Origin of the sequence: Polaribacter reichenbachii, from assembly GCF_001975665.1 — a bacterium.
Lineage (GTDB): Bacteria > Bacteroidota > Bacteroidia > Flavobacteriales > Flavobacteriaceae > Polaribacter > Polaribacter reichenbachii.
Map to the genome: position 1 here is coordinate 247839 of NZ_CP019419.1, position 23067 is coordinate 270905.

The 23067-nt window shown below is 30.4% G+C and carries 16 protein-coding genes; 6 read left to right on the forward strand and 10 right to left on the reverse strand.

Annotated elements, in window-relative coordinates; translation table 11 throughout:
- Positions 1–4: 4 nt before the first annotated feature.
- Together yihA and BW723_RS01070 are read left to right on the forward strand one after the other, a co-directional pair.
- Entirely contained in the window at positions 5–616 is a 612-nt protein-coding gene (gene yihA / locus BW723_RS01065; RefSeq protein ID WP_068363757.1) for a ribosome biogenesis GTP-binding protein YihA/YsxC, read from the forward strand.
- A 6-nt stretch (positions 617–622) separates the two neighbouring features.
- Positions 623–1309, forward strand: a complete 687-nt coding sequence (locus tag BW723_RS01070; protein ID WP_068363753.1) for an RluA family pseudouridine synthase — start codon at positions 623–625, stop codon at positions 1307–1309.
- Between the two features lie 11 nt (positions 1310–1320).
- Here the strand turns inward: BW723_RS01070 and BW723_RS01075 are convergent, their stop codons facing one another.
- On the reverse strand, positions 1321–3705 hold the full coding sequence (locus tag BW723_RS01075) for a penicillin acylase family protein (RefSeq protein ID WP_068363750.1): 2385 nt from the start codon (positions 3703–3705) through the stop codon (positions 1321–1323).
- Positions 3706–3778: 73 nt separating this feature from the next.
- On the opposite strand from BW723_RS01075, the gene BW723_RS01080 reads away from it, so the two are divergent.
- Entirely contained in the window at positions 3779–4942 is a 1164-nt protein-coding gene (locus BW723_RS01080) for a DegT/DnrJ/EryC1/StrS family aminotransferase (protein ID WP_068363747.1), read from the forward strand.
- Between the two features lie 23 nt (positions 4943–4965).
- Positions 4966–5976 (forward strand): UDP-glucose 4-epimerase GalE, encoded by a 1011-nt coding sequence (gene galE, locus BW723_RS01085; protein WP_068363744.1) that lies wholly within the window; start codon positions 4966–4968, stop codon positions 5974–5976.
- Positions 5977–6057: 81 nt separating this feature from the next.
- Here galE and BW723_RS01090 read toward each other — a convergent pair whose 3' ends face one another.
- The 4 genes from BW723_RS01090 to BW723_RS01105 all read right to left on the reverse strand — a co-directional run bounded on the left by BW723_RS01090 (position 6058) and on the right by BW723_RS01105 (position 9914).
- Entirely contained in the window at positions 6058–6600 is a 543-nt protein-coding gene (locus tag BW723_RS01090; RefSeq protein WP_068363742.1) for a DUF2911 domain-containing protein, read from the reverse strand.
- A gap of 204 nt (positions 6601–6804) precedes the next feature.
- Complete coding sequence (gene feoB, locus BW723_RS01095) at positions 6805–8916, reverse strand: ferrous iron transport protein B (RefSeq protein WP_068363739.1); 2112 nt, start codon at positions 8914–8916, stop codon at positions 6805–6807.
- Positions 8916–9146, reverse strand: a complete 231-nt coding sequence (locus tag BW723_RS01100) for a FeoA family protein (RefSeq protein ID WP_068363735.1) — start codon at positions 9144–9146, stop codon at positions 8916–8918. The genes feoB and BW723_RS01100 overlap by 1 nt, the downstream gene beginning before the upstream one ends.
- 87 nt (positions 9147–9233) lie before the next feature.
- A complete protein-coding gene (locus BW723_RS01105; protein WP_068363732.1) occupies positions 9234–9914 on the reverse strand; it encodes an SCO family protein in 681 nt (226 codons plus the stop codon).
- A 171-nt stretch (positions 9915–10085) separates the two neighbouring features.
- Between BW723_RS01105 and rseP the strand changes: the two genes are divergently transcribed.
- Positions 10086–11432 (forward strand): RIP metalloprotease RseP, encoded by a 1347-nt coding sequence (gene rseP, locus BW723_RS01110; RefSeq protein WP_068363730.1) that lies wholly within the window; start codon positions 10086–10088, stop codon positions 11430–11432.
- A gap of 56 nt (positions 11433–11488) precedes the next feature.
- Here rseP and BW723_RS17665 read toward each other — a convergent pair whose 3' ends face one another.
- From BW723_RS17665 to BW723_RS01130, 5 genes are all read right to left on the reverse strand, one after another.
- Positions 11489–11647 carry a hypothetical protein gene (locus BW723_RS17665; protein WP_157578326.1) on the reverse strand — a complete coding sequence of 53 codons (159 nt, stop codon included), beginning with the start codon at positions 11645–11647 and terminating at the stop codon, positions 11489–11491.
- A gap of 301 nt (positions 11648–11948) precedes the next feature.
- On the reverse strand, positions 11949–13565 hold the full coding sequence (locus BW723_RS01115; RefSeq protein ID WP_068363727.1) for a RagB/SusD family nutrient uptake outer membrane protein: 1617 nt from the start codon (positions 13563–13565) through the stop codon (positions 11949–11951).
- 30 nt (positions 13566–13595) lie between these two features.
- Positions 13596–16727 carry a SusC/RagA family TonB-linked outer membrane protein gene (locus BW723_RS01120; RefSeq protein ID WP_068363725.1) on the reverse strand — a complete coding sequence of 1044 codons (3132 nt, stop codon included), beginning with the start codon at positions 16725–16727 and terminating at the stop codon, positions 13596–13598.
- A 286-nt stretch (positions 16728–17013) separates the two neighbouring features.
- Complete coding sequence (gene serA / locus BW723_RS01125) at positions 17014–18906, reverse strand: phosphoglycerate dehydrogenase (RefSeq protein ID WP_068363722.1); 1893 nt, start codon at positions 18904–18906, stop codon at positions 17014–17016.
- Positions 18907–19046: 140 nt separating this feature from the next.
- Positions 19047–19868 carry a UbiA prenyltransferase family protein gene (locus BW723_RS01130; protein ID WP_068363719.1) on the reverse strand — a complete coding sequence of 274 codons (822 nt, stop codon included), beginning with the start codon at positions 19866–19868 and terminating at the stop codon, positions 19047–19049.
- 186 nt (positions 19869–20054) lie between these two features.
- Between BW723_RS01130 and gcvP the strand changes: the two genes are divergently transcribed.
- Complete coding sequence (gene gcvP, locus BW723_RS01135) at positions 20055–22940, forward strand: aminomethyl-transferring glycine dehydrogenase (protein WP_068363716.1); 2886 nt, start codon at positions 20055–20057, stop codon at positions 22938–22940.
- Positions 22941–23067 lie beyond the last annotated feature (127 nt).

Genomic DNA, 23067 nt, shown 5'->3' on the forward strand with positions numbered 1-23067 from the left:
CGTTGTGAAAATTAAATCTGCTGAATTTGTAATGAGTAACAGCAATGTTATTAATGCACCTAAAGAAAGGCTACCAGAATATGCTTTTATAGGGCGTTCTAATGTTGGTAAATCTTCGTTAATAAATATGTTAATGGAGCGTAAAGCGCTTGCAAAAACTTCTGGAAAACCTGGTAAAACACAATTAATTAATCATTTTAAAATTAATGATGAGTGGTTTTTAGTAGATTTACCTGGTTATGGTTATGCACAAGTTTCTAAGAAAAAAAGAGTTATTTTTCAGTACTTTATAGAGAACTATTTTAAAGAAAGAGAACAATTGGTTTGTACTTTTGTTTTGATTGATTCTAGACACGATCCGCAAAAAATCGATTTAGATTTTATGCGTTTCTTAGGCGAAAACCAAATTCCTTTTTGCTTAATTTTTACAAAATCAGATAAATTACCAAGTTCTAAATTAAACAAGCAAATAACATCTTATAAGAAAAAGTTATTGCAACACTGGGAAACTGTACCAACTTCTTTCTTAACCTCATCTACTACTGGTTTAGGTAGAAAAGAATTTTTAGAATTTATTGACGGTGTTAATAAGGATGTTGCCAAAGATTTTAAATAATCGATAATGCATTCTAATAAAGACAACTTACAGGTTTTGTTTGAAGACAATCATATTATAATTGTTAACAAACGTTCTGGTGATATTACTCAAGGTGATAAAACTGGCGACAAACCTTTAAGCGATGTTGTAAAAGAATACCTTAAAACTAAATACAATAAAGCTGGTAATGTTTTTTTGGGTGTTGTACATAGATTAGACAGACCAACTTCTGGCGTAATTATTTTTGCAAGAACATCTAAAGCTTTAGAGCGTTTAAACAAAATGCTACGTGATAAGAAAATTGATAAAACCTATTGGGCTGTTGTAAAAAATCATCCGAAGAAAGAAAAAGATACACTTATTAATTTCTTAAAAAAGAATCCTAAAAACAATAAATCTTCTGTTTTTAACAAAGAAATTGAAGGCTCTAAAAAAGCTGTTTTACATTATACTGTTCTTAAAAAATTAGACAATTATTCTTTGTTAGAAATTGATTTAGAAACAGGTAGACATCATCAAATTAGAACACAATTATCTTCTATAGGCTTCCCTATTAAAGGCGATTTAAAATACGGCTTTAACAGAAGTAATAAAGACGGAAGTATTCATTTACACGCAAGAAAAATCGAATTTATTCATCCAGTTTCTAAAGAGCAAATTTCAGTTATTGCACCAACACCTAATGAAGTAATTTGGAATGCTTGTAACTAAAATATTTTAGTTTATTCTTTTGGTTTCAAAATTAAAACGTGCTCACTTTTTTTAATTTCAGCTTCATTTAGTTTCATTTTTTCGAATTTACCATCTACATATTTTTCAGCTTGATTTTTGTAATAATCGCTAAAAATATTACCAGATTGACCTGTAGGAATAATTCCTAAGCTATTTTCTACATCAGAAAAATCGACAACTCTTCTTGAAGATGGACCTGAAGTTATTTTATAAATCCCTGTGCTATCTAACTTAAAAATCTGATTGTTAATCACCTCATTACCTCCTATTGTTTTAAATGGCCCAACATTAAAAATTTTTCGTAAAATTCCGCCAGCCTTACCTATTGCGTGTTCGTGTTCTACAGAAATCACCCTATCCCAAGTCCAACTTTCTACATTTGCACCCAATTGATTTTGTAAAAAAGCAATTGCACTTTTATACGATTTTGTAATAATTTCTTCTTTGGTTTCAACTTTGTTTTTGGTTGAAATATCATCCCACCAAACAGAATTTTCTCTATCTATTTGATTTACCAAAACCTGATCTTGCAACTGAGAATTGATAAATAAATCAAACCCACTACCTAATTCATCTTTATAGGTATTTTGTAAAAACTCAAACAAAAAACGGTTGTAAATTGTAGGTGCAATAGATGTTTTTAAATAAACACCTTCCCAATTTTCTAAAATTGAAAACGCTTGTTTTTCTGATGCTCCTAATTCGCCTTTCGAAACAAATTTCAATAAATCTCTAGCAATATTATGATCTACAGAAGAAGTAACATCGTACAACATTTTAGCAACATCTTGTTTTGTAAAATCGTTTTTAGCCTCTAAAAGATTTACAATTCTCTTAGATCTATTTTCTGGCTGATAATAACCAGGATACAATTTACCTCTTACAGAATCTGGTTGATGATTTGCAGAATACACATAATTCGATTTCGGATTTATCGATTTCGGGTTTTCGCTAAAATCTAAATATTCTATAATTTCATCTTTACCAGAAGCACCATTTAAATACATTTTAGAAAACAAACTATCTCTTAATTGATACAATTTTGCAGAAGCAAACCAGGCAATATTATCATCAGCATCACCATACATTACATTTAAACCTGGAGCGTGAATTTTAGCTACAGATTTTTTAAAATCATTTATAGAATTGGAATGCGATATTCCATAAGAAACATCTAACATTTCGTTTTTTAATTGTGTGTAAATCCAATTCATAGCTACTGGTCTTTCATCCTCTAAATGAGAAATGATTCCGTTCATTATTGGACCGTGTTTAGAAACTTTAACTGTAAAAGTAGTATCTGCACCTCCTTTTATATTGATGGTTTTTGTTCTAGTTTCATAAAATTGATAACCATTTTCAATTTTATAAGATTCATCATTTTTCGGATTATTTTCTTCGATATAAAAATTTAAATCGTCGTTTGCCAACATTGTTAAACCATAAGCATAATTTTTGTTATGTCCCAATAATGGAAAAGGCATTAAGGCAATATTAAATCCGTACATCTCAAAATCAGGCGTTTTTATATGATTTTGATACCAAACAGAAGGTTGAGAATATCCAATATGAGGATCGTTTGCAAAAATTACTTTTCCGTTTTTGGTTTTATCTGCACCAATTACCCAAGAATTGCTCCCAATTAAAGGCGGAACAGGCATTTGGTCCATAATGGCACTTACACTTTTAGAAAAATTGGAATTAATTTTAGAAACGCTATCCATTTTATTAATGAGTAAATTTTTAGAATACGCTCCTAAAACTTCATCCAAATAAGGTTTACCTAATTTCTCTTTAATTTCTGTTAAAAGCGGATCTGTTTTGTGAGCAACAGCAAAACTAAAAGACATATAACCAAACACATTATAAATATCTTTAATGGTATATTTCTCCTTTTCAATACCTAATAACCTAAATTCTAAAGGTGTACTTCCTTCTTCTAAATACTGATTAATTCCGTCTAAATAAGCCTGAGTTAACATATAAGAATCTGAACTTTTATCTAAACCAGCAATTGTTTTATCAGCAGCTTCTTCTATTCCTAATCCAGAGAAAAACACATCTGTACTTACTAAATCTTTACCAAAAATTTCTGATAATCTTCCTGGTGCAATTCTTCTAATTAATTCCATTTGCCACAATCTATCTTGAGCGTGAATATATCCCAAAGCCAAATATGCGTCTTTCTGATTTTGTGCATTTATATGTGGCACACCAATTTCATCAAAATAAACAGTTACATCATCTGATAGATTTTTGATTTCTAATTCACCTGAATATTTTGGTTCATTCACTTTTGAATACACAAATATTAAGACAACAATTAGAATTACAAGAAAAACTACAATTTTTAAACCTTTTTTTAGAAATTTCATTTGAAAATTTTTGAACTTATCAAAGATAAAGGATTTAAATCGTATTTTTGATGTATCAATATATGTAGCTTTTATGAAAAAAATTCAAATGGTTGATTTGCAAAGTCAATATCAACAAATCAAAGAAACTGTAGATACTTCAATTCAAGAAGTTTTAAATTCATCAGCTTATATAAATGGTCCTTTAGTTAAAGAATTTCAAAAAGATTTAGAAGATTATTTAGATGTAAAACACGTAATTCCTTGTGCTAATGGTACAGATGCCCTGCAAATTGCAATGATGGGTTTAGGTCTAAAACAAGGAGATGAAGTTATTACTGCAGATTTTACATTTGCAGCAACGGTAGAGGTTATTGCTTTACTAAAATTAACACCTGTTTTGGTTGATGTTGAAGCTGATACTTTTAACATTGATATAGAAGCATTAAAAAAAGCAATTACACCAAAAACAAAGGCAATTGTGCCTGTTCATTTATTTGGACAAGTAGCAAATATGGATGCAGTTTTAGAAATAGCTGCAGCACACAACTTATTTGTAATCGAAGATAATGCACAAGCTATTGGTGCTGATTATACTTTTAAAGATGGTTCGCAGAAAAAAGCAGGAACTATTGGTAATGTAGGTACAACTTCATTTTTTCCATCTAAAAACTTAGGTTGTTATGGAGATGGAGGAGCAATCTTTACTAATGACGATGATTTAGCACACACCATTCGTGGAATTGTTAATCACGGAATGTACGAAAGATATTATCATGATGTTGTTGGGGTAAATTCTAGATTAGATTCTGTTCAAGCAGCTGTTTTAAAAGCAAAATTACCAAAACTAGATAGTTATTGCGATGCTCGTAGAAATGCAGCATGTTTTTACAATAAGGCCTTTGCAAATAATCCTAATATTATTATACCTACAGTAAAATCTAACAAAACAGAAAACTGTAATTCAATATGCGATGTTTGTGATTGCCACGTTTACCATCAATACACATTACAAATTACTAACGGAAAAAGAGATGAATTACACAAACATCTGCTTGCAGAAGACATACCAAATGCAATTTATTATCCAGTGGCTTTACACTCTCAAAAAGCTTATCAAGATGAAAGATATAATGAAGAAGATTTCCCTGTAACCAACAGCCTAATAAAAACGGTTATTTCTTTACCTATGCACACAGAATTAGATGAAGAACAACTAACTTTTATTACTGAAACAATCATCAATTTTTTAAATTAACTAACCCTAAAAATAATAATAAAATGAAAAGAATTTTAGTAACAGGAGGCCTTGGTTTCATCGGATCGCACACAGTTGTGGAATTACAAAATGAAGGTTTTGAAGTAGTAATTATTGATAATTTATCGAATACAACAATATCTGTTTTAGATAGCATTACAGAAATTACAGGTATAAAACCAGATTTTCATCAAATAGATTTACGTGTTAAAGATGATGTAAAATTTTTTTTTGACAACAATAAAGTAGATGGAATTATTCATTTTGCTGCGTATAAAGCTGTTGGAGAAAGTATGGGAAAACCTTTAGAGTATTATGAAAATAACTTGGGAACTCTTGTATATCTTTTACAAGAAATGAGAGATCGTAAGCTAGATAACTTTATTTTTTCATCTTCATGTACCGTTTATGGTCAAGCAGATGAATTGCCTATTACAGAAAATGCACCTGTAAAAGCTGCTGAATCTGTTTACGGAAACACCAAACAAATTGGTGAAGAAATTATTAGAGATGCTAGTAATGCTCACAATATTAATACGATTGCATTACGTTATTTTAATCCAGTAGGAGCGCATCCAACCGTTAAAATTGGCGAATTACCTTTAGGAGTTCCACAAAACTTGATTCCTTTTATTACGCAGACTGCTGCTGGAATACGTGAACAATTATCTGTTTTTGGAGATGATTACCCAACCGAAGATGGAACTGCAGTTCGTGATTATATTCATGTAGTAGATTTAGCTAAAGCTCATATTGCTGCTTTAACAAGATTAATCAATAAGAAAAATAAAAAAGCGTTTGAGTATTTTAACATCGGTACAGGAACTGGTAGTTCTGTTTTAGAAGTTATTAATACGTTCGAAAAAGTAAATAACTTAAAATTAAACTATAAAATTGTAGACAGACGTGAAGGTGATGTTGTCGCTGCTTATGCTGATACTACAATTGCTAATAAAGAATTAAATTGGAAAACTGAAAAAGACCTTGGAGAGGCGTTAGAATCTGCTTGGAAATGGCAACAGAAACAATCTTAATTCTTTTTTGAATACACATAAAAAAACCTCAAAAGTAAATTTACTTTTGAGGTTTTTTACTTTATAAATTAGAATACCTTTTTATCCTTTTACTGGTAAAGAAACAATTGTTTCTCCCCAAGCCATATACATTGTTGCATCCTCTTCTTCTCCATCAAAAGCAATAGAAAAAGCCTCAACAGATTCTTTATTTTTAGAAACCTCTGCTGTAACTCTTACCACATCTTCTCCTTTATCATAAAAGTAAGAACCCCAAACATTTTTCTGGTTACTTAAAATTACTGTCCATTCTCCATCTGTAGGAATTGTAAATAAAGTATAAGTACCCGCTTTTACTTTTTTATCTCCAAAAGTTACATTTTTATAAAATGTAATTTCTGCAGCCTCGTTTGCACCTGTTCTCCAAACTTTATCTTTTGGTGCTAGTTTGTCTAAAGATCTTCCTTTTAATTGTGGCCTACTGTAAATTACTTTTACTAATTTATCTGCATTTCTCCAGTTTACAGGATAAGCAGCTGCATCCATAGGACTTACATCTAGTTTAGCAAATTCTTGAGCAAAAGTGTTGTTTGATGAAATTAAAGCAATTGTAAATATTGCAATTGATAAAATAGCTTTTTTCATTTTGTATAAAATTAAGTTTATGTTTTCTGTTCTGTCATCATAAAGGTAAAAAACCTTACAAAGAGAATCCTTAAGTTTCTGTTAATATTTAATGACAATCGCAATCTGAACTACAATTTTCATCCTTTTTTGATGGAAAAACGTACTTTTTCATCAAAAAAACAACAGCCAATGCTACTAAAAGATAAACGATAACTTGTTGCATTAACTTAAAATTTGATAGGTTAATAATGATGAAACATAAGCCAATAATGCCATTCCAAACAACTGAATTAATGGCCATTTCCAAGATTTAGTTTCTCGTTTTACTATAGCTAAAGTAGCCATACATTGCATTGCAAAAGCATAAAAAACCATTAAAGACATACCCACAGGAAAATTAAATCGTTTTTTGCCAGTATCCGGATTTATTTCTGATGCCATTTTTTGCTTAATAGTTGTTGTATCTTCATCATCTGCTTCTACACTATAAATCGTAGCCAAAGTACCTACAAAAACCTCACGAGCAGCAAAAGAAGTTATTAAAGCAATTCCAATTTTCCAATCGTAACCTAAAGGTTTTATAACTGGTTCTATAGTTTTTCCTAGAACACCAATGTAAGATTTTTCTAATTTTACTGATGCAATTTTTTGTTGAAGTTCCTCATCATTTAAATTCTGATTATCGACATTAGTAACAACAATTTGTTCTGCATTTTTATAATCAGAACCACCATTTGATGCCAAAAACCACAATACTATAGACAATGCTAAAATAATTTTACCTGCTCCAAAAACAAAAGCTTTTGTTTTTTCTACAACTTCAAAAAGAATATTTTTTACAGACGGTAATTTGTAATTTGGCATCTCTACCACAAAGAATGATTTTGTTTTAATCTTTAAGGTTTTGTGCAAAATATAAGCGGCTAAGATTGCAGAAGCAAAACCTAAAAAGTATAATAATAATAAAACCAAACCTTGTAGATTTAAAAATCCGAAGACTTTTTTATCAGGAATAATTAAGGCAATTAAAATTGCATATACAGGCAAACGAGCCGAACAAGTTGTAAACGGAGTAACTAAAATGGTAATTAAACGCTCTTTCCAACTCGAAATAGTTCTAGTTGCCATAATTGCAGGAATTGCACAAGCTGTACCCGAAATTAACGGAATTATACTTTTACCATTCATACCAAAACGTCGCATAATTTTATCCATTAAAAACACAACTCTACTCATATAACCAGTTTCTTCTAAAACTGCGATAAATAAAAAGAGAATAGCAATTTGAGGTATAAAAATAATAACACCACCAATACCCGGAATTATTCCTTGTGTTAATAAATCTGTAAAAACACCTGCAGGCAAATTTCTGTTTACAAAATCAGAAATTTGAGCAAAAGTGGCATCTATAATATCCATTGGCATTGAAGACCAATCGAAAATAGATTGAAAGATTACGAGTAAGATCAAACTAAAAAACACATAACCAAAAATCTTATGGGTAAATATTTTATCTAATTTACTTCTTAAATCTTTTGCTTTGCTTTTATCTATTAAATACGTTTTCTTTAAAATTTTATTTATTTCTTGATAACGATAAATAGTTTCTTTATGCTGATATTTCTTTAATTTAGAAATGTCTTGTTTAAAAGCTAATAATTTTTCTTTTTCCTCTTTTGTAATGGTTTCTGGAAAATTATTTTGCGTAACCATTAGCCATAATTGATACAGCGAATAATTAGGACTAATTTCTTTTAATTTATAAAAATAATCAGGATCAATTTTAGAATTTATACCACAAAGTGGTGATGCTTTTGCAGCTACATGACAACGAATAATAGCTTCTTTTACCGCTTTTATACCTTCGTTTTTTCTTGCACTTACAAGAACTATTTCTGTATTTAGCTCTTCTTTTAATAATGATAAATCAATAGAAATACCTTTTCTATCCATTTGATCTACCATATTAATGGCTAAAACTGTAGGAATTTCTAAATCTTTAATCTGAGAAAAAAGCAGTAAATTTCTTTTTAAGTTTTCTACATCAGCAACCACAAGAATAACATCTGGTGATGCTTTAATATCATTATTTAAAAGTGTTTTTAAAACTATACTTTCATCTAACGAAGTAGGGTTTATGCTGTAAGTACCAGGTAAATCTGTAATTATTGCATTTTGAGTAGGTGATAATTTACTTATTCCTTGTTTTTTATCTACAGTTACTCCTGGATAATTCCCTACTTTTTGATTTAATCCTGTAAGTTGATTAAATAATGAAGTTTTTCCTGTATTCGGATTTCCTATTAAAGCAACTTTTATATCGTTTTTAGACATTAATTATTTGCTTTAAGAATTTGAATTTGACTTGCTGTTTCTTTTCTAATTGCTAAATGACTACCATTTACACAAATATAAAGCGGGTCTTTTAATGGTGCAATTTGAACCAATTTAACTTCTGCTCCAGGCAAACAGCCCATTTCTAATAATTTTAAAGGAATAAAATCTAACGATTCTTCAGAAATATAACCTATTTCACCAATATTTAAAGTTGCAATTGTGCTCAATTCGTTTGTTATAAAAAGAATCCCGCATAAAAAAGCGGGATATGTTATTCTTTACAAAGATAATACTTTAGAATGATTCTAAACAAGTTATTTAGTGCTATATTCTTCTTTTAATAAAGCAACATCTTGTTTTAATTTTTCCATATCCTTTTTTTCTGTGCCATCATAAAATCCGCGAATGCGTCTTTGTTTATCAATTAGTACAAATTGTTCTGTGTGTATAAAATCATTTTCTCCTCCATCACCATCTTCAATTACTGCAAAATAACTTTTTCTTGCTAATTCGTAAATATGTTTTTTAGAACCTGTTGTAACATTCCATTTGCCATCAATAACACCTTTATTAATTGCATATTCTTTTAAAACAGAAACGCTATCTATTGTAGGAGTTACAGAATGAGATAAAAACATAATATCATTATCATTCTTATAGAAATCTTGTAGTTCACTCATATTATAAGCCATTGCGATACAAATATTGGTGCAACGAGTAAAAAAGAAATCTGCTACATAAATCTTATTTTCATAATTTTTATTGGTGATAATTTCTCCATTTTGATTGGTTAATTCAAAATTGGCAATTGTATGATCTTTGGTTATATGTTTAATAGAAGCATCTACTAAACTTGGGTTTACATCAGCTGGGCTATAGACTTTTAATTTTTTATCGGCTTTTAATAAATGATAAAAAACTGGTAGAGAAACTGCTGAAAAAACAATTAAAAAAATTAATGTTGATTTACTTTTTTTGAAGAATTTAAAATCCATTAAACAAGTTATTTCTGCAAATTTACTGCTTAAAAAGAGCTTAGAAAAGTGGGTTATAATAAATTTGATCTAAAATGTTTGTTAAAAATAAAAATCAACATAAAATAGTTCTTTTTATCCACTCTTTAAAAACGTACATTTGTGCGTTTTTTAATTATGATTTAACGCTGAATGGAAATATTAATAAAAGCATCGCAATTTATATTAAGTTTATCTTTATTAATTGTTTTGCACGAATTGGGGCACTTTATCCCTGCAAAATTATTTAAAACAAGAGTAGAAAAATTCTATCTATTTTTTGATTATAAATTTTCTTTAATTAAGAAAAAAGTTGGTGAAACTGTTTATGGTATTGGCTGGATTCCTTTAGGAGGTTATGTAAAAATCTCTGGAATGATTGATGAAAGTATGGATACTGAACAAATGAAACAACCTGCACAACCTTGGGAGTTTCGTTCTAAACCAGCTTGGCAGCGTTTAATTATTATGCTTGGTGGAGTTTTCGTAAACTTTGTTTTAGGTATTTTTATTTACATTATGTTAATGTATGCTTATGGCGAAAAATATTTACCAAACGAAAATGTAAAAGATGGAATTTGGGTACAAGATTCTTTAGCAATCAATTTAGGCCTACAAACTGGTGATAAAATTCTAACGATAGATGGTTCTAAAATTAAAAAATTCTCTGGTTTAACTTTAGAGTTTATCAACGGAAATAATTTTCAAATTGAAAGAAATGGGATTGTAATTGATAAAGAAATCCCTACAGATTTTATTTCACAGTTAATGGATAGAGGTAAAGATGCAGGTGCATTTTTATATCCACGTTATCCTTTTGCAATTGGTAAAGTTTCAGAAGATTCACCAAATATAGACTCAGAGCTTAAAGCTAAAGATATTATTACTGCTATAAATGGTAATGCTTTAAAGTATTATGATCAAGCAGAACAAGTATTATCTAATTACAAAGGACAAGAAGTTACTGCTACCGTAAAAAGGGGAACTGAAACAAAAGACATACAACTAAAAATTACTGATGAAGGTAAAATAGGGGTTGTTTTTGCTGGATTAAAATACAAGGATTTAGAAAAATTGGGGTATTATGATTTGGCTGATATAGAATATACTTTTGCTGAAGCAATACCTGCTGGCTGGAACAAATCTTGGAAAACCTTAACCGATTACGTTAAACAACTAAAGAAAATATTTAACCCAAGTACAGGAGCCTATAAAGGTTTAGGTGGTTTTATTTCTATTGGCAGTATTTTTCCTGATGAATGGAGTGCAGAATCTTTCTGGAATATTACAGCTTTCTTATCTATTATGCTTGGTTTTATGAACTTATTACCAATTCCGGCTTTAGATGGTGGTCACGTTGTTTTTACGCTTTGGGAAATGATTACAGGTAAAAAACCAGGTGATAAATTTTTAGAATATGCGCAAGTAGTTGGTTTTATTTTATTAGTTGCTTTATTACTATTTGCAAATGGTAATGATATTTTTAGATTATTTAAATAAGTTTTAAACCCATATTTATTACAAAAAAGAAACCTCGCAGATTGCGAGGTTTTTTTTTACACGATTAAGAAAGAACGATTAATTAGCGGAAACCAAGTATATCTTGCATTACATTTATCGCAGGAATAAGAATGTGTACCAGGTACAATTTTTACATACCACTCTCTTTTCATTCTGTATCTTGATGTAGATTTACAACGAGGGCAAGCTTTCATAATAAGTAAGATTTGTTTAGCCCCATCAATGTAACTAATTATCAATCACTTAACAAATTGTAAATTAACCAAAATGTGGTCTAAATTAATACAGCTTACTATTTCTAGTTTATTCTAAATTTAGTGATTTTAACATTAATTCATAAATGTAATTCATACAATTACTTTTATGAATTAATGTTAAAATTCTACTTCATAAAAAAACCAGAACAAATAATTGTTCTGGTTTTAATTTATAGAATCAATTGTCAATTAATTTATGACAATCTTAAACTATTAAAAGTTAAGTTTTAACTTATTATTAGTTTTGATCTGCTTCTGTTAAGTTCGGGTTAGCATCAATTTCTGCCTGTGGAATTTTCCAAATCCAAGCATCATTTACAGAAGGTTTATCTTGCATAAATCCATCTCTATATAAAGTTTCAGATGCACCTGAATTCGTCATATCGATACCTTCATCCCAACGAATGTGATCATGGAAACTAAATCCTTCACCATAAAGCTCAACAGCTCTTTGCCATTTAATATGATCTATTAAAGCATCTTGAGTAGCGAATGCTGTAGCATCATAAGCAGAATCTCTACTAGATCCAAATACTTGTAATACTGCTTGTGCACCAGAAATATCTGATAACATTGCTTTAGCTTCAGCTTCAATTAAATACATTTCAGCAGATCTCATATAGATAACATCATCAGGGTCAATTCCTCCAGGATTAGCCTGTAAAAATTTAACAGCCATATAAGGGTGTGTGTTATGACCAGTTGTCATACCATATTCATCAATTATCGCTTCCCAAGCATCCCAAAAATCATCTTCATTATCATAATTAGGATCTGTAACGTAACTACCTCCTAAACCATTAGAAGCAGAAGAATTAGTATTTGGCGCTAAAGGTAATGCCATATTAATTCTAAAGTCTGTATCTGGTATAGCATCGTAAGCCTCTTTATTAATCAACTTAGGATTTGTTCTATTCTGACTTCCATTGAAAGTTGGTGAAATATAATAAAAATAAGATTGATAATAATTTGTTTCAGAATCAATTACAGTACCAGCCCAAATTACTTCAGACAAACTTGCTGAGTTGAAACCTGAAAGCCAAGCACTTTCTGATAATAATGGAAAACCATCACGTGCAGCAGCAGCAGCCGTTGCAGCTTCTGACCATCTACCTTGTGTTAAATCTACTCTTGCTTTAATACCTTGTGCAGCGTTAATAGATAAGTGAGATTTATTATCAGGGCTTGAAGCTCCGTTAAAAAAGCTAATTGAATTAGCAATATCAGAATTAATTTGATCATATACTACTTGTACAGTAGATCTAGGTTCACTTGTATATGGTGCACCTGCAACTAATAATAATGGAACACCAGGATCTGTAGATGGAGAACCTACTAAATAACCTTTAGCAAAAGTAGATACTAATTGATGATAAGCCCAAGCTCTGTATGCATATGCTTGACCAAGAATATTTCTAATATCTGGATCTGTTGTTTCATATCCGTTATCCGCAATTAAATTTATTAAATTGTTTGCAGTAGCCACAAAGTGGTAACGCTCATACCAAAAATTATTAACAGTTGTAAAAGTAGCATTGGTGTGTGTTAACCAACGTAAATCACTAGTCATCCATCCATTACCTGGAGATGAGTGAATCATATCACCACCCATAGCATCTAAAGACGGCATAAAGTGACTTTGACCACTTCTACTTGAAGCTGTACCTGATAATGGATTCTGTGCATACATTTGTCTATGCAAACCATTAAGTACCAAAAACATATTATTTACACTTGCAAAAGCGTCTCCTTCTGATATAGAATCTGTTGGTGTTGTCTCAAGAAAATCTTCCGAACAACCGGTAACAAAAACTACTAGTATCCCTAAAATTAATAGGTTTATTTTTCGTAACATATTGTAATATTTTATAATTATTATTATTTTTTAGAAAGATAAGTTTAACCCCATACTAATAACTCTAGAAGGATTAAAGTCATTTCCACTTTGAGTACCTGCTAAGTTATATTGAGGATTGATCCCTTTTCTTTTAGCATTGATAAATAAATTTTCTCCAGAAAGAGAAAGACGTAAATTAGATAAACCTAATTTTTCTGCTACACTTTTGTTTAAATTATAACCTAAGTTTACATTTCTTAATGCTAAATAAGAAGCATCAGTTAAAAAACGAGTAGAACCAGCAATAGTTTGATTTGGGTTACCATTTTCTAAACGAGGAACATCAGTAATATCTCCTGGATTTCTCCAAGCATTTTCTGCATCTACATGTAATGATCTACCAAAAGTACCGGCATGCATTACGTTAGAGTAACCACCATCTAAGATTTTACCTCCAAGACCAAATGTGAATAAGAAATCTAAAGAAAATTGTTTGTAACTAAAAGAGTTAGAAACTGAACCTATTAAATCTGGTATACTACTATCTCCGGTATATGCTTCACCTGCTGCTTGATAATCGTTTGTAGTTGATTGTGTACCATCTGCGTTTAAAACTGGTACTCTAGTTCCTGCTTCTAAATCATCTTCGAACATATAGTAAAGTGCATCTCCATTATCTGGATCTACTCCTGCAAAATGATAAATATAAAAATCATATCTAGATTTACCAACTTCCCAACGTTTAGAACCATTATCTGCAGGGCTATCTAATTTTGTAATCTCATTCTTTAAAGTAGAAGCTTGTACAGTTAAATCCCAATTAAAATCACTAGATTTAATTAAGTGACCTGTTAAACCTACTTCAATACCTTGATTGTAAATATCTCCAATATTCGTTGGCGCTTCATTTAAACCTTCTGAGATTGGAATAGGTAAATTGTATAATAAATCTTTTGATGTTTTTTTGTAAAACTCAACAGAACCATCAATTAAATTATTAAACAAGCCAAATTCTAAAGCAACATCCCAACTAATTTGGTTTTCCCATTCTAAAAGAGTATTACCTGTAGTACTCCAAAAGATACCAGGAGTACCTGCGTTTGGTAAAATTTCATATAAAGCTTGAGATGCATAGTAACTACCAATTCTTTCATTACCTATTTCTCCATAAGAAGCTCTTAATTTTAATCTATCTACAAAAGATACATTTTCCATAAATTTTTCTTGATCTATTCTCCAAGAACCACCTACTGAATAAAAAGTTCCCCATCTAGCATCTTTAGCAAACCTAGAAGTACCATCTCTTCTTACAGAAGCACTTAAATAATATTTGCTATCAAAGTTATAGTTTAACCTTGCAAAATACCCTTCAATTTTATGTTCTGTTGTACTACCATCTACGTTATCTCCAGCAGCAAAGTTGTCAAACTCATAAATACCTGTTGCAGTTTGAGTATTAGCAATACCACCCATAGCAGAAAAGTTTCTATCCATACTTTCATGACCTAAAGTAACATCTAGGTTATGAACTTCATTAAAAGATTTACCATAAGTTAATAATTGCGTAAAGTTCTCAATAACTCTTCTATATCTATCTTCACTATATCTACCTGTTGGCGCACCATCACCTACAATTTCATTTTCGTAACCTTTAGTGATGTTATCTTGAATATCTCTACCATAAGTTACTTTAGCTTTTAAACCATCTAAAATTCCGATTTCTAAATAATTTCTAAATCCATAAAGATTTAATCTATTTACATCTTCATTTAAAATTAACTCAGCAATACCATGTCTACCTGGGTTATATGGTCTTGTTTGAATATTGTAATCTGGGTATCCTTCACCTAAATCGTATAATGGATTACCAGACGCATCATTAATAATTGCACCATTATTATCTACCTGATAAACAGGATAAATAGGACCCAAATCTGTTGCCCAGCTAAATGGATTAACAATTGAACTAGAACCTCCACTTGTTGGTCCGTGAGATTCTGTTGTAGTAATATAAGCACTACCTCCAATAGAAATATTTTCAGTTGGTTTAAAATCTGCATTAATTCTATTGGTAACTCTTTCGAAATCACTTTCGATTACATAACCTTTTTCTTTTAAAAATGAAGCAGAGTAAAATACATTATATTTATCACCTCCTGAAGCTACATTTACAGAATGATTTTCTCTAGAACCAGTTCTTTCTAAATAATCGAACCAGTTTAAAGATTGATATTTAAGATTAGCATTAGGGTTTATTTTACCATCAGTACCAACAATTTGATCGTTAGCAACATCAAAAGGATTATAACCTAATTGATTAAAAATAGTTGCAGAAGCTTGAGCAGCAACATCTGTACCGCTTAAAGTATTCTTGTATGCTTCCCACATTAATTCGTAGTAAGACTTAGCACCTACAGTTTCATAATTATCGATTGCTCTAGTTATTACACTGTACTGAGTTGATGCATTTACAGACAACTTACCATTTTTACCTTTTTTAGTCGTAATAATAACAACACCATTTGCTGCTCTAGAACCATATAAAGAAGTAGATGCCGCATCTTTTAATACTGTCATAGAAGCAATATCATCTTGATTAATAGCACTTAGGTCACCATCAAATTGCATTCCATCAACAATATATAAAGGATCTGTTGTACCATTAAGCGTACCAACACCACGAATTACAATCTCTGGTGAAGAACCTGGCTGACCAGAAGCTGCAATAAATTGTACACCTGTTGCTTTACCTTCTATGGCAGCAATTGGGTTAGTTACAGTTCTAAGCGCTAACTCTTTTTCACCAACAACATTGGCAGAACCTGTAAAAGCTTCTTTAGTAGTTGTACCATAAGCAACAACAATTACTTCTTCTAAGACACTACTATCTTCTAACATAGATACATTAATAGTCGTAGAATTCCCTACAGTTTTCTCAACTGTTTGGTAGCCTAAATAACGAAAAACTAAAACATCACCTTTTGCAGCTGAAATTTTATATTTTCCATCAAAATCAGTTTCCGTACCAGTAGAAGTACCTTTAATCAAAATACTTACTCCTGGTAAAATCCCAGAATCATCAGAAACAGTTCCCGTAACTGACAATTTTTGTGCACTAATTGAAGTAATTACTCCCAAGAGAAATACCAACAACAACGCTTTTTTGTTAATTTGTTTCATAAAAAATTTGAATTGATTTATATTAATATCTAACGAAACTAAAAGTTTTGTTAATATAATTCGCATCAAAATCAGATTTTAACAGTACCAGATACATGTATTTAACATTTCGTTAACTTTGTTGATTTGTTAACTATTTAAGAAAAATATGCATATAAACTCTATTTCACTAACTATTACGCATTATATAAGCACTTTAGCTTACACATTTTAAGTAGTATAAAACCAAAAAGCCTCTAAATGCATTTTAACATTTAGAGGCCTTAATTTATATGATAAAATAATGTTAATACAATACCCTAAATTTAATTGTACCATCTACCTCACGTAACTCGTCTATAACCTCTTTATTATACTCCTTATCAAGGTCTGTTATAACATAACCAACTTTAGGATCTGTAGATAAATATTGACCGTTAATATTCAGTTCATATTTTGCTAAAATTCTATTGATTTCTGCCATTACTCCTGGAACATTTTTATGGATATGTAAAAAACGATGTGCATTCGTTTGTCTTGGCAAACGAATATTAGGAAAATTCACAGCATCTACAGTATTACCAGAATTAATATAAGCCATGATTTTACTTGGTACAAAATCTGCAATATCTCTTTGCGCTTCTTCTGTACTACCACCAACATGAGGTGTTAATATAACATTATCTAAACCTCTTAATTCTGTTTCAAACTCACCATTTTTTCTTGGCTCAGAAGGATATACATCAATAGCAGCACCTGCTAACTTTTTACTCTTTAACGCAGCTACCAAAGCAGGAATATCAACAACAAAACCACGTGCTAGGTTTACCAACACAGCACCATCTTTCATCTGAGAAATTTCTTTTTCGCCAAAGAAGTTTTTATTTGCTGAATTATCATCAACATGTAAACTAACTGCATCAGAAATAGCTAAAAGTTCTTCTAAAGAATCCATTTTTGTAGCATTCCCTAAAGATAATTTATCTTCTACATCATAATAATAAACATCCATACCTAAAGCTTCTGCTAAAACTGATAATTGCTTACCAATATTACCATAACCTACAATACCTAATTTTTTACCACGCACTTCTCTAGAACCTGCAGCAGTTTTTTGCCATTGCCCATTATGTATTTCTGTACTTCTTTGAAAAACAGAACGCATTAGCATAATAATTTCTCCAATTGCTAATTCTACTACAGAACGCGTATTACTATAAGGTGCATTAAAAACTACGACTCCTCGTTCTTTACAAGCCTCTAAATTAATTTGTTTTGTTCCTATACAAAATGCACTAACTACCATTAACTTTTCTGCAGCATCTACTACTTTTTGAGTAACTTGTGTTTTAGATCGAATACCTAAAACGTGCACATCTTTTATTTTTTCTATCAATTCATCTTCTGATAAACTTTTAGAAACGGTTTCTACAGAAAAACCATCTTTAGACAACTTTGCAAAAGCATCTGGATGTACGTTTTCTAATAATAAAATCTTAATTCTGTTCTTTGGGTAACTTATATTTCTTGGCAACTTGTTAACGTATAAAAATTCATCTAAATTTGGAGCAATATGGTCTGCGTTTTTTGTGGTTTTATCTCTAGAAACATTTTCTGTGTATGCAAAAAACTTATCGGCTACACCAGCTTCTCTAGTTACATAATCGCTATAACCATCTCCAATTACTTGTATTTCTCCTTCAAGGTTCATATCACTTAAACACTTGATTTTCCCATTATGTTGTGATAATGGGTTGTTAGCATCAAAACTAACAATTTTTCCATCAGCATCAAATTCAAAAGTATTAGCAAACACTCTTTCTGATGGTATATTGTATTCTGCTACAATAGGGTCTATAAATTCTTTAAATCCACAGGAAATTACATAAATATCTTCTGCAAAATCTTCGAAAAACTCTTTATTACTTTCTATAGATTTAGAAACTTGCTTCTTTAAAGCTGTTATTAAACCATCTAAATCAGATTTATTGGCTTCTAATAACTTAATTCTTCTTTCTAAAGATTCTGTAAAAGAGATTTCACCATCAATTCCTAAATTGGTAATATCTATAATTTGCTGAATAATTTCGTCTTTCTTAGGGTTATTCTCTAGCGTAATTTCTGCTAAAACATCTAAAGCTTCAACACGAGTTAAGGTGCTGTCAAAGTCGAAAATGTAATTTCTTTTTGTAGTAATCATTACTTTAAAATCTTGGTTGAATTTAAGTGAGTAAATCTACAAATATAGTAGGGAATTAAGAAGTAAGTTTTCAGTTTTATGATATAAATTTTATTAATGCAATTCTGTAAAAAACAATGTAAAAAATAGGCGCTTTTTTATTAAAAATTATCAAATCCTAAAAGTATGAACCACCAAACAATTGGCAAAGATTCTATGTAAAAAGAACTGTAGTATTTAGATTGGTCTGTTTTAGCTCTCATTAAGAAAATAATCACTAAAAAAAAGAAAATCATAAATGGAGTTTTTAATACATTTAATGTTGATGCAAAATATTCTATAATCAACGAAAAAACCATTAACATTAAACCCAGTCTTTTGGTTTTTTCTACACCAATTCTCTTTGGGATAGTTTGTAAAGAAATCGCATCATATTTTACATCTCTAATATCAAAAGGTAAAATTAAAACCACGACAATTAAAAAACGCTGTAACATCAACAAAACAATATTAAACGTGATTTTTTTTTCTGCATCTATGATAGGAATTAAAACAGTAAAACCAGCCCAAACTAAAGCTACAACAACAATTTTAAGATAACTGACTTCTCTTAAGGTTTTATCAAATCCGCTTAAAAAAGGCACTCCATATAAAACTGTTAAAGCAATAAATGGTAATGTATAATAAAGTGTATTAATAGGAACTTGAAATGCATAATAACACATCCCCAAAAAACAAAAAAAAGAAAAAATTTGAATTACTTTTAAGCTATTTGTTAAACTTCTATGATGCAATTTTGCTACACCTGCATATTTCACAAAATTGTAACCTGTAATTGTGCCAAAAAACACAAAATAATTTAAGTTTGGGTTGTTAGGTAAATCAAAATAAATTTCTGTGATTCTTAAAAAAGCGTAAACTGCCAAAGCTACATGAATACTCGCTTTAATATAAAAATCGAAAATCAATTTTAAGAATCTCATTTTACAAAAGTAAAGTTTATGTTAATAACATTTTAATTTGGTTGATAATTAACAGAGTTTTATCATTTTTAATAGAACTTTAGAACTCATTAAATCATTATTTTTGTTGTTTTTTAAATCGATAAAAGTCGTTTATAATTTCAGGTACTAAATCGATTGAAATAAGACTTTTTAAAACTTTATTTAATGAACACAAATTCGTTTCAATTAAGGCATATAGGGCCAAATGTAAATGAGCAAGAAAAGATGTTAAAAGCTATTAAAGCAGATAGTTTAGAACAACTGATTTATGAAACTGTACCAGACAATATCCGTTTAAAAGATGATTTAGATTTAGATCCTGCAATGAGCGAATATGAGTATTTACAGCACATTAACGACCTTGCTAATAAAAATAAAGTATTTAAAACGTACATTGGTTTAGGTTACCATGAAGCAATTGTACCAAGTGTAATTCAACGAAATATTTTAGAAAACCCAGGTTGGTACACAGCTTACACACCTTACCAAGCAGAAATTGCTCAAGGTCGTTTAGAGGCTTTGTTAAATTACCAAACTATGGTTTGCGATTTAACTGGTATGGAATTGGCAAACGCTTCTTTGTTAGACGAATCTACTGCTGCTGCAGAAGCTATGGCATTATTGTTTGATGTTAGAGAACGTGTAAAGAAAAAAGCAGGTGCAAATAAGTTTTTTGTTTCTGATGAAATTCTGCCACAAACCTTATCCTTATTACAAACACGCTCCACTCCTATTGGTATTGAATTGGTAATTGGTAATCATGAAGAATTTGATTTTGCTGATGATTATTTTGGAGCCATTTTGCAATATCCTGGTAAATTCGGTCAAATTTTTGATTATGAAAATTTTGTTGACAAAGCCAATGAAAATGATATAAAAGTTGCTGTTGCTGCAGATATTTTATCACTTGTAAAATTAAAAGCTCCTGGTGAATTTGGTGCTTCTGTAGTAGTAGGAACTACACAACGTTTTGGAATTCCTTTAGGTTATGGAGGTCCTCACGCAGCTTATTTTGCTACCAAAGAAAAATATAAAAGAAGTATTCCAGGACGTATTATTGGTGTAACTAAAGATATGAATGGTAAGCGTGCTTTAAGAATGGCATTGCAAACCAGAGAGCAACATATTAAAAGAGAAAGAGCAACTTCTAATATTTGTACAGCACAAGTTTTATTAGCTGTTATGGCTGGAATGTATGCCGTGTACCATGGTAAAAATGGTTTACAATATATTGCTGATACAGTTCATAATAAAACAAAATTAGTTGCAGATTTTTTAGAAAAAGCTGGGTTTAAACAACTAAATTCTTCTTATTTTGATACACTTTTAGTAGAGATTGATGCCATCAGATTAAAACCAATTGCAGAATCTTTTAAAGTAAATTTTAATTATGTTGATGACAATTCAGTGTCTATTTCTATAAACGAAGCTACTACTCAAAAAGACTTAATGACTTTGTTTACCATTTTTGGTCAGATGAAAAAAAGACCAAATCCTGTAAATGAAGAAAATTACGATACTTTTTCTCAAATTTTAACGCAAGAACCTTTTCATTCGGATTTTGAAGTTATAAATGATTCTATTACTAGAAATACATCATTCTTAAACAATGAAGTATTTAACACGTATCATTCAGAAACAGATATGATGCGTTATATAAAGAAATTAGAACGCAAAGATTTAGCTTTAAATCATTCTATGATATCTTTAGGATCTTGTACTATGAAATTAAATGCAGCATCAGAAATGTTGCCTTTAAGTAATCCTAATTGGGGTAACATTCACCCTTTTGTGCCTTTAAATCAAGCGCAAGGTTATCAAGAAGTTCTTAAAAAATTAGAACATCAATTAAATATTATTACTGGTTTTGCAGGCACTTCTTTACAACCTAATTCTGGTGCACAAGGCGAGTTTGCTGGTTTAATGACCATAAGAGCTTATCATCAATCTAGAGGAGATGATCATCGAAATATTTGTATTATTCCTGCTTCTGCACATGGTACAAATCCTGCTTCTGCTGTTATGGCTGGTATGAAAGTGATTGTAACCAAAACTGCTGAAAATGGTAATATTGATGTTGCTGATTTACGAGAAAAAGCAGAATTACATTCAGATAATTTAGCAGCGTTAATGGTAACTTATCCATCTACACACGGTGTTTTTGAAAGCGAAATCAAAGAAATCACCAAAATTATTCACGATAATGGTGGTCAAGTTTATATGGATGGTGCAAATATGAATGCTCAAGTTGGTTTAACAAATCCTGCAACAATTGGCGCAGATGTTTGTCATTTAAACTTACATAAAACTTTTGCCATTCCTCATGGTGGTGGTGGCCCAGGAGTAGGGCCAATTTGTGTAGCACCTCAACTCGTGCCTTTTCTGCCTACAAATCCGGTTATTGAAACTGGTGGAGAAAATGCAATTACAGCTATTTCTGCAGCTCCTTGGGGCTCTGCTTTAGTTTGCCTAATTTCTTATGGATATATTACAATGTTAGGTTTTAGAGGATTAACTAACTCAACAAAAAATGCAATTTTAAATGCAAATTATATTAAGGAGCGTTTAAATGGTCATTTTGATACTTTATATACAGGTGAAAAAGGACGTGCAGCTCACGAAATGATTATTGATTGTAGAGATTTTAAACAAAAAGGAATTGAAGTTGTAGATATTGCCAAACGATTGATGGATTATGGTTTTCACGCACCAACTGTTTCTTTTCCTGTTGGTGGCACAATGATGATAGAACCAACAGAATCAGAATCTATTCCTGAATTAGATCGCTTTTGTGATGCTATGATTGCCATTCGTGAAGAAATTAAAAATGCTACTAAAGAAGATGCAAATAATCCTTTAAAAAATGCCCCTCATACTCAAGAAATGTTAACTGCAGATGATTGGCAATTGCCATACACCAGAAAACAGGCAGCTTTTCCTTTAGAATATATTGCTGATAACAAATTCTGGCCAACTGTTAGAAGAGTTGATGATGCTTTTGGTGATAGAAACTTGAATTGTTCTTGTAACCCAATAGAAGATTATATGTAGAAATAATTGTGTGATTAATAATTTTAACAAAAATATTCAAATAACCATTAAATTATTATTGATAAATAAATAAATTTGATAGTTTTAAGAATTGTTTTAGATATACAAAAGAAATTACATAATTAAT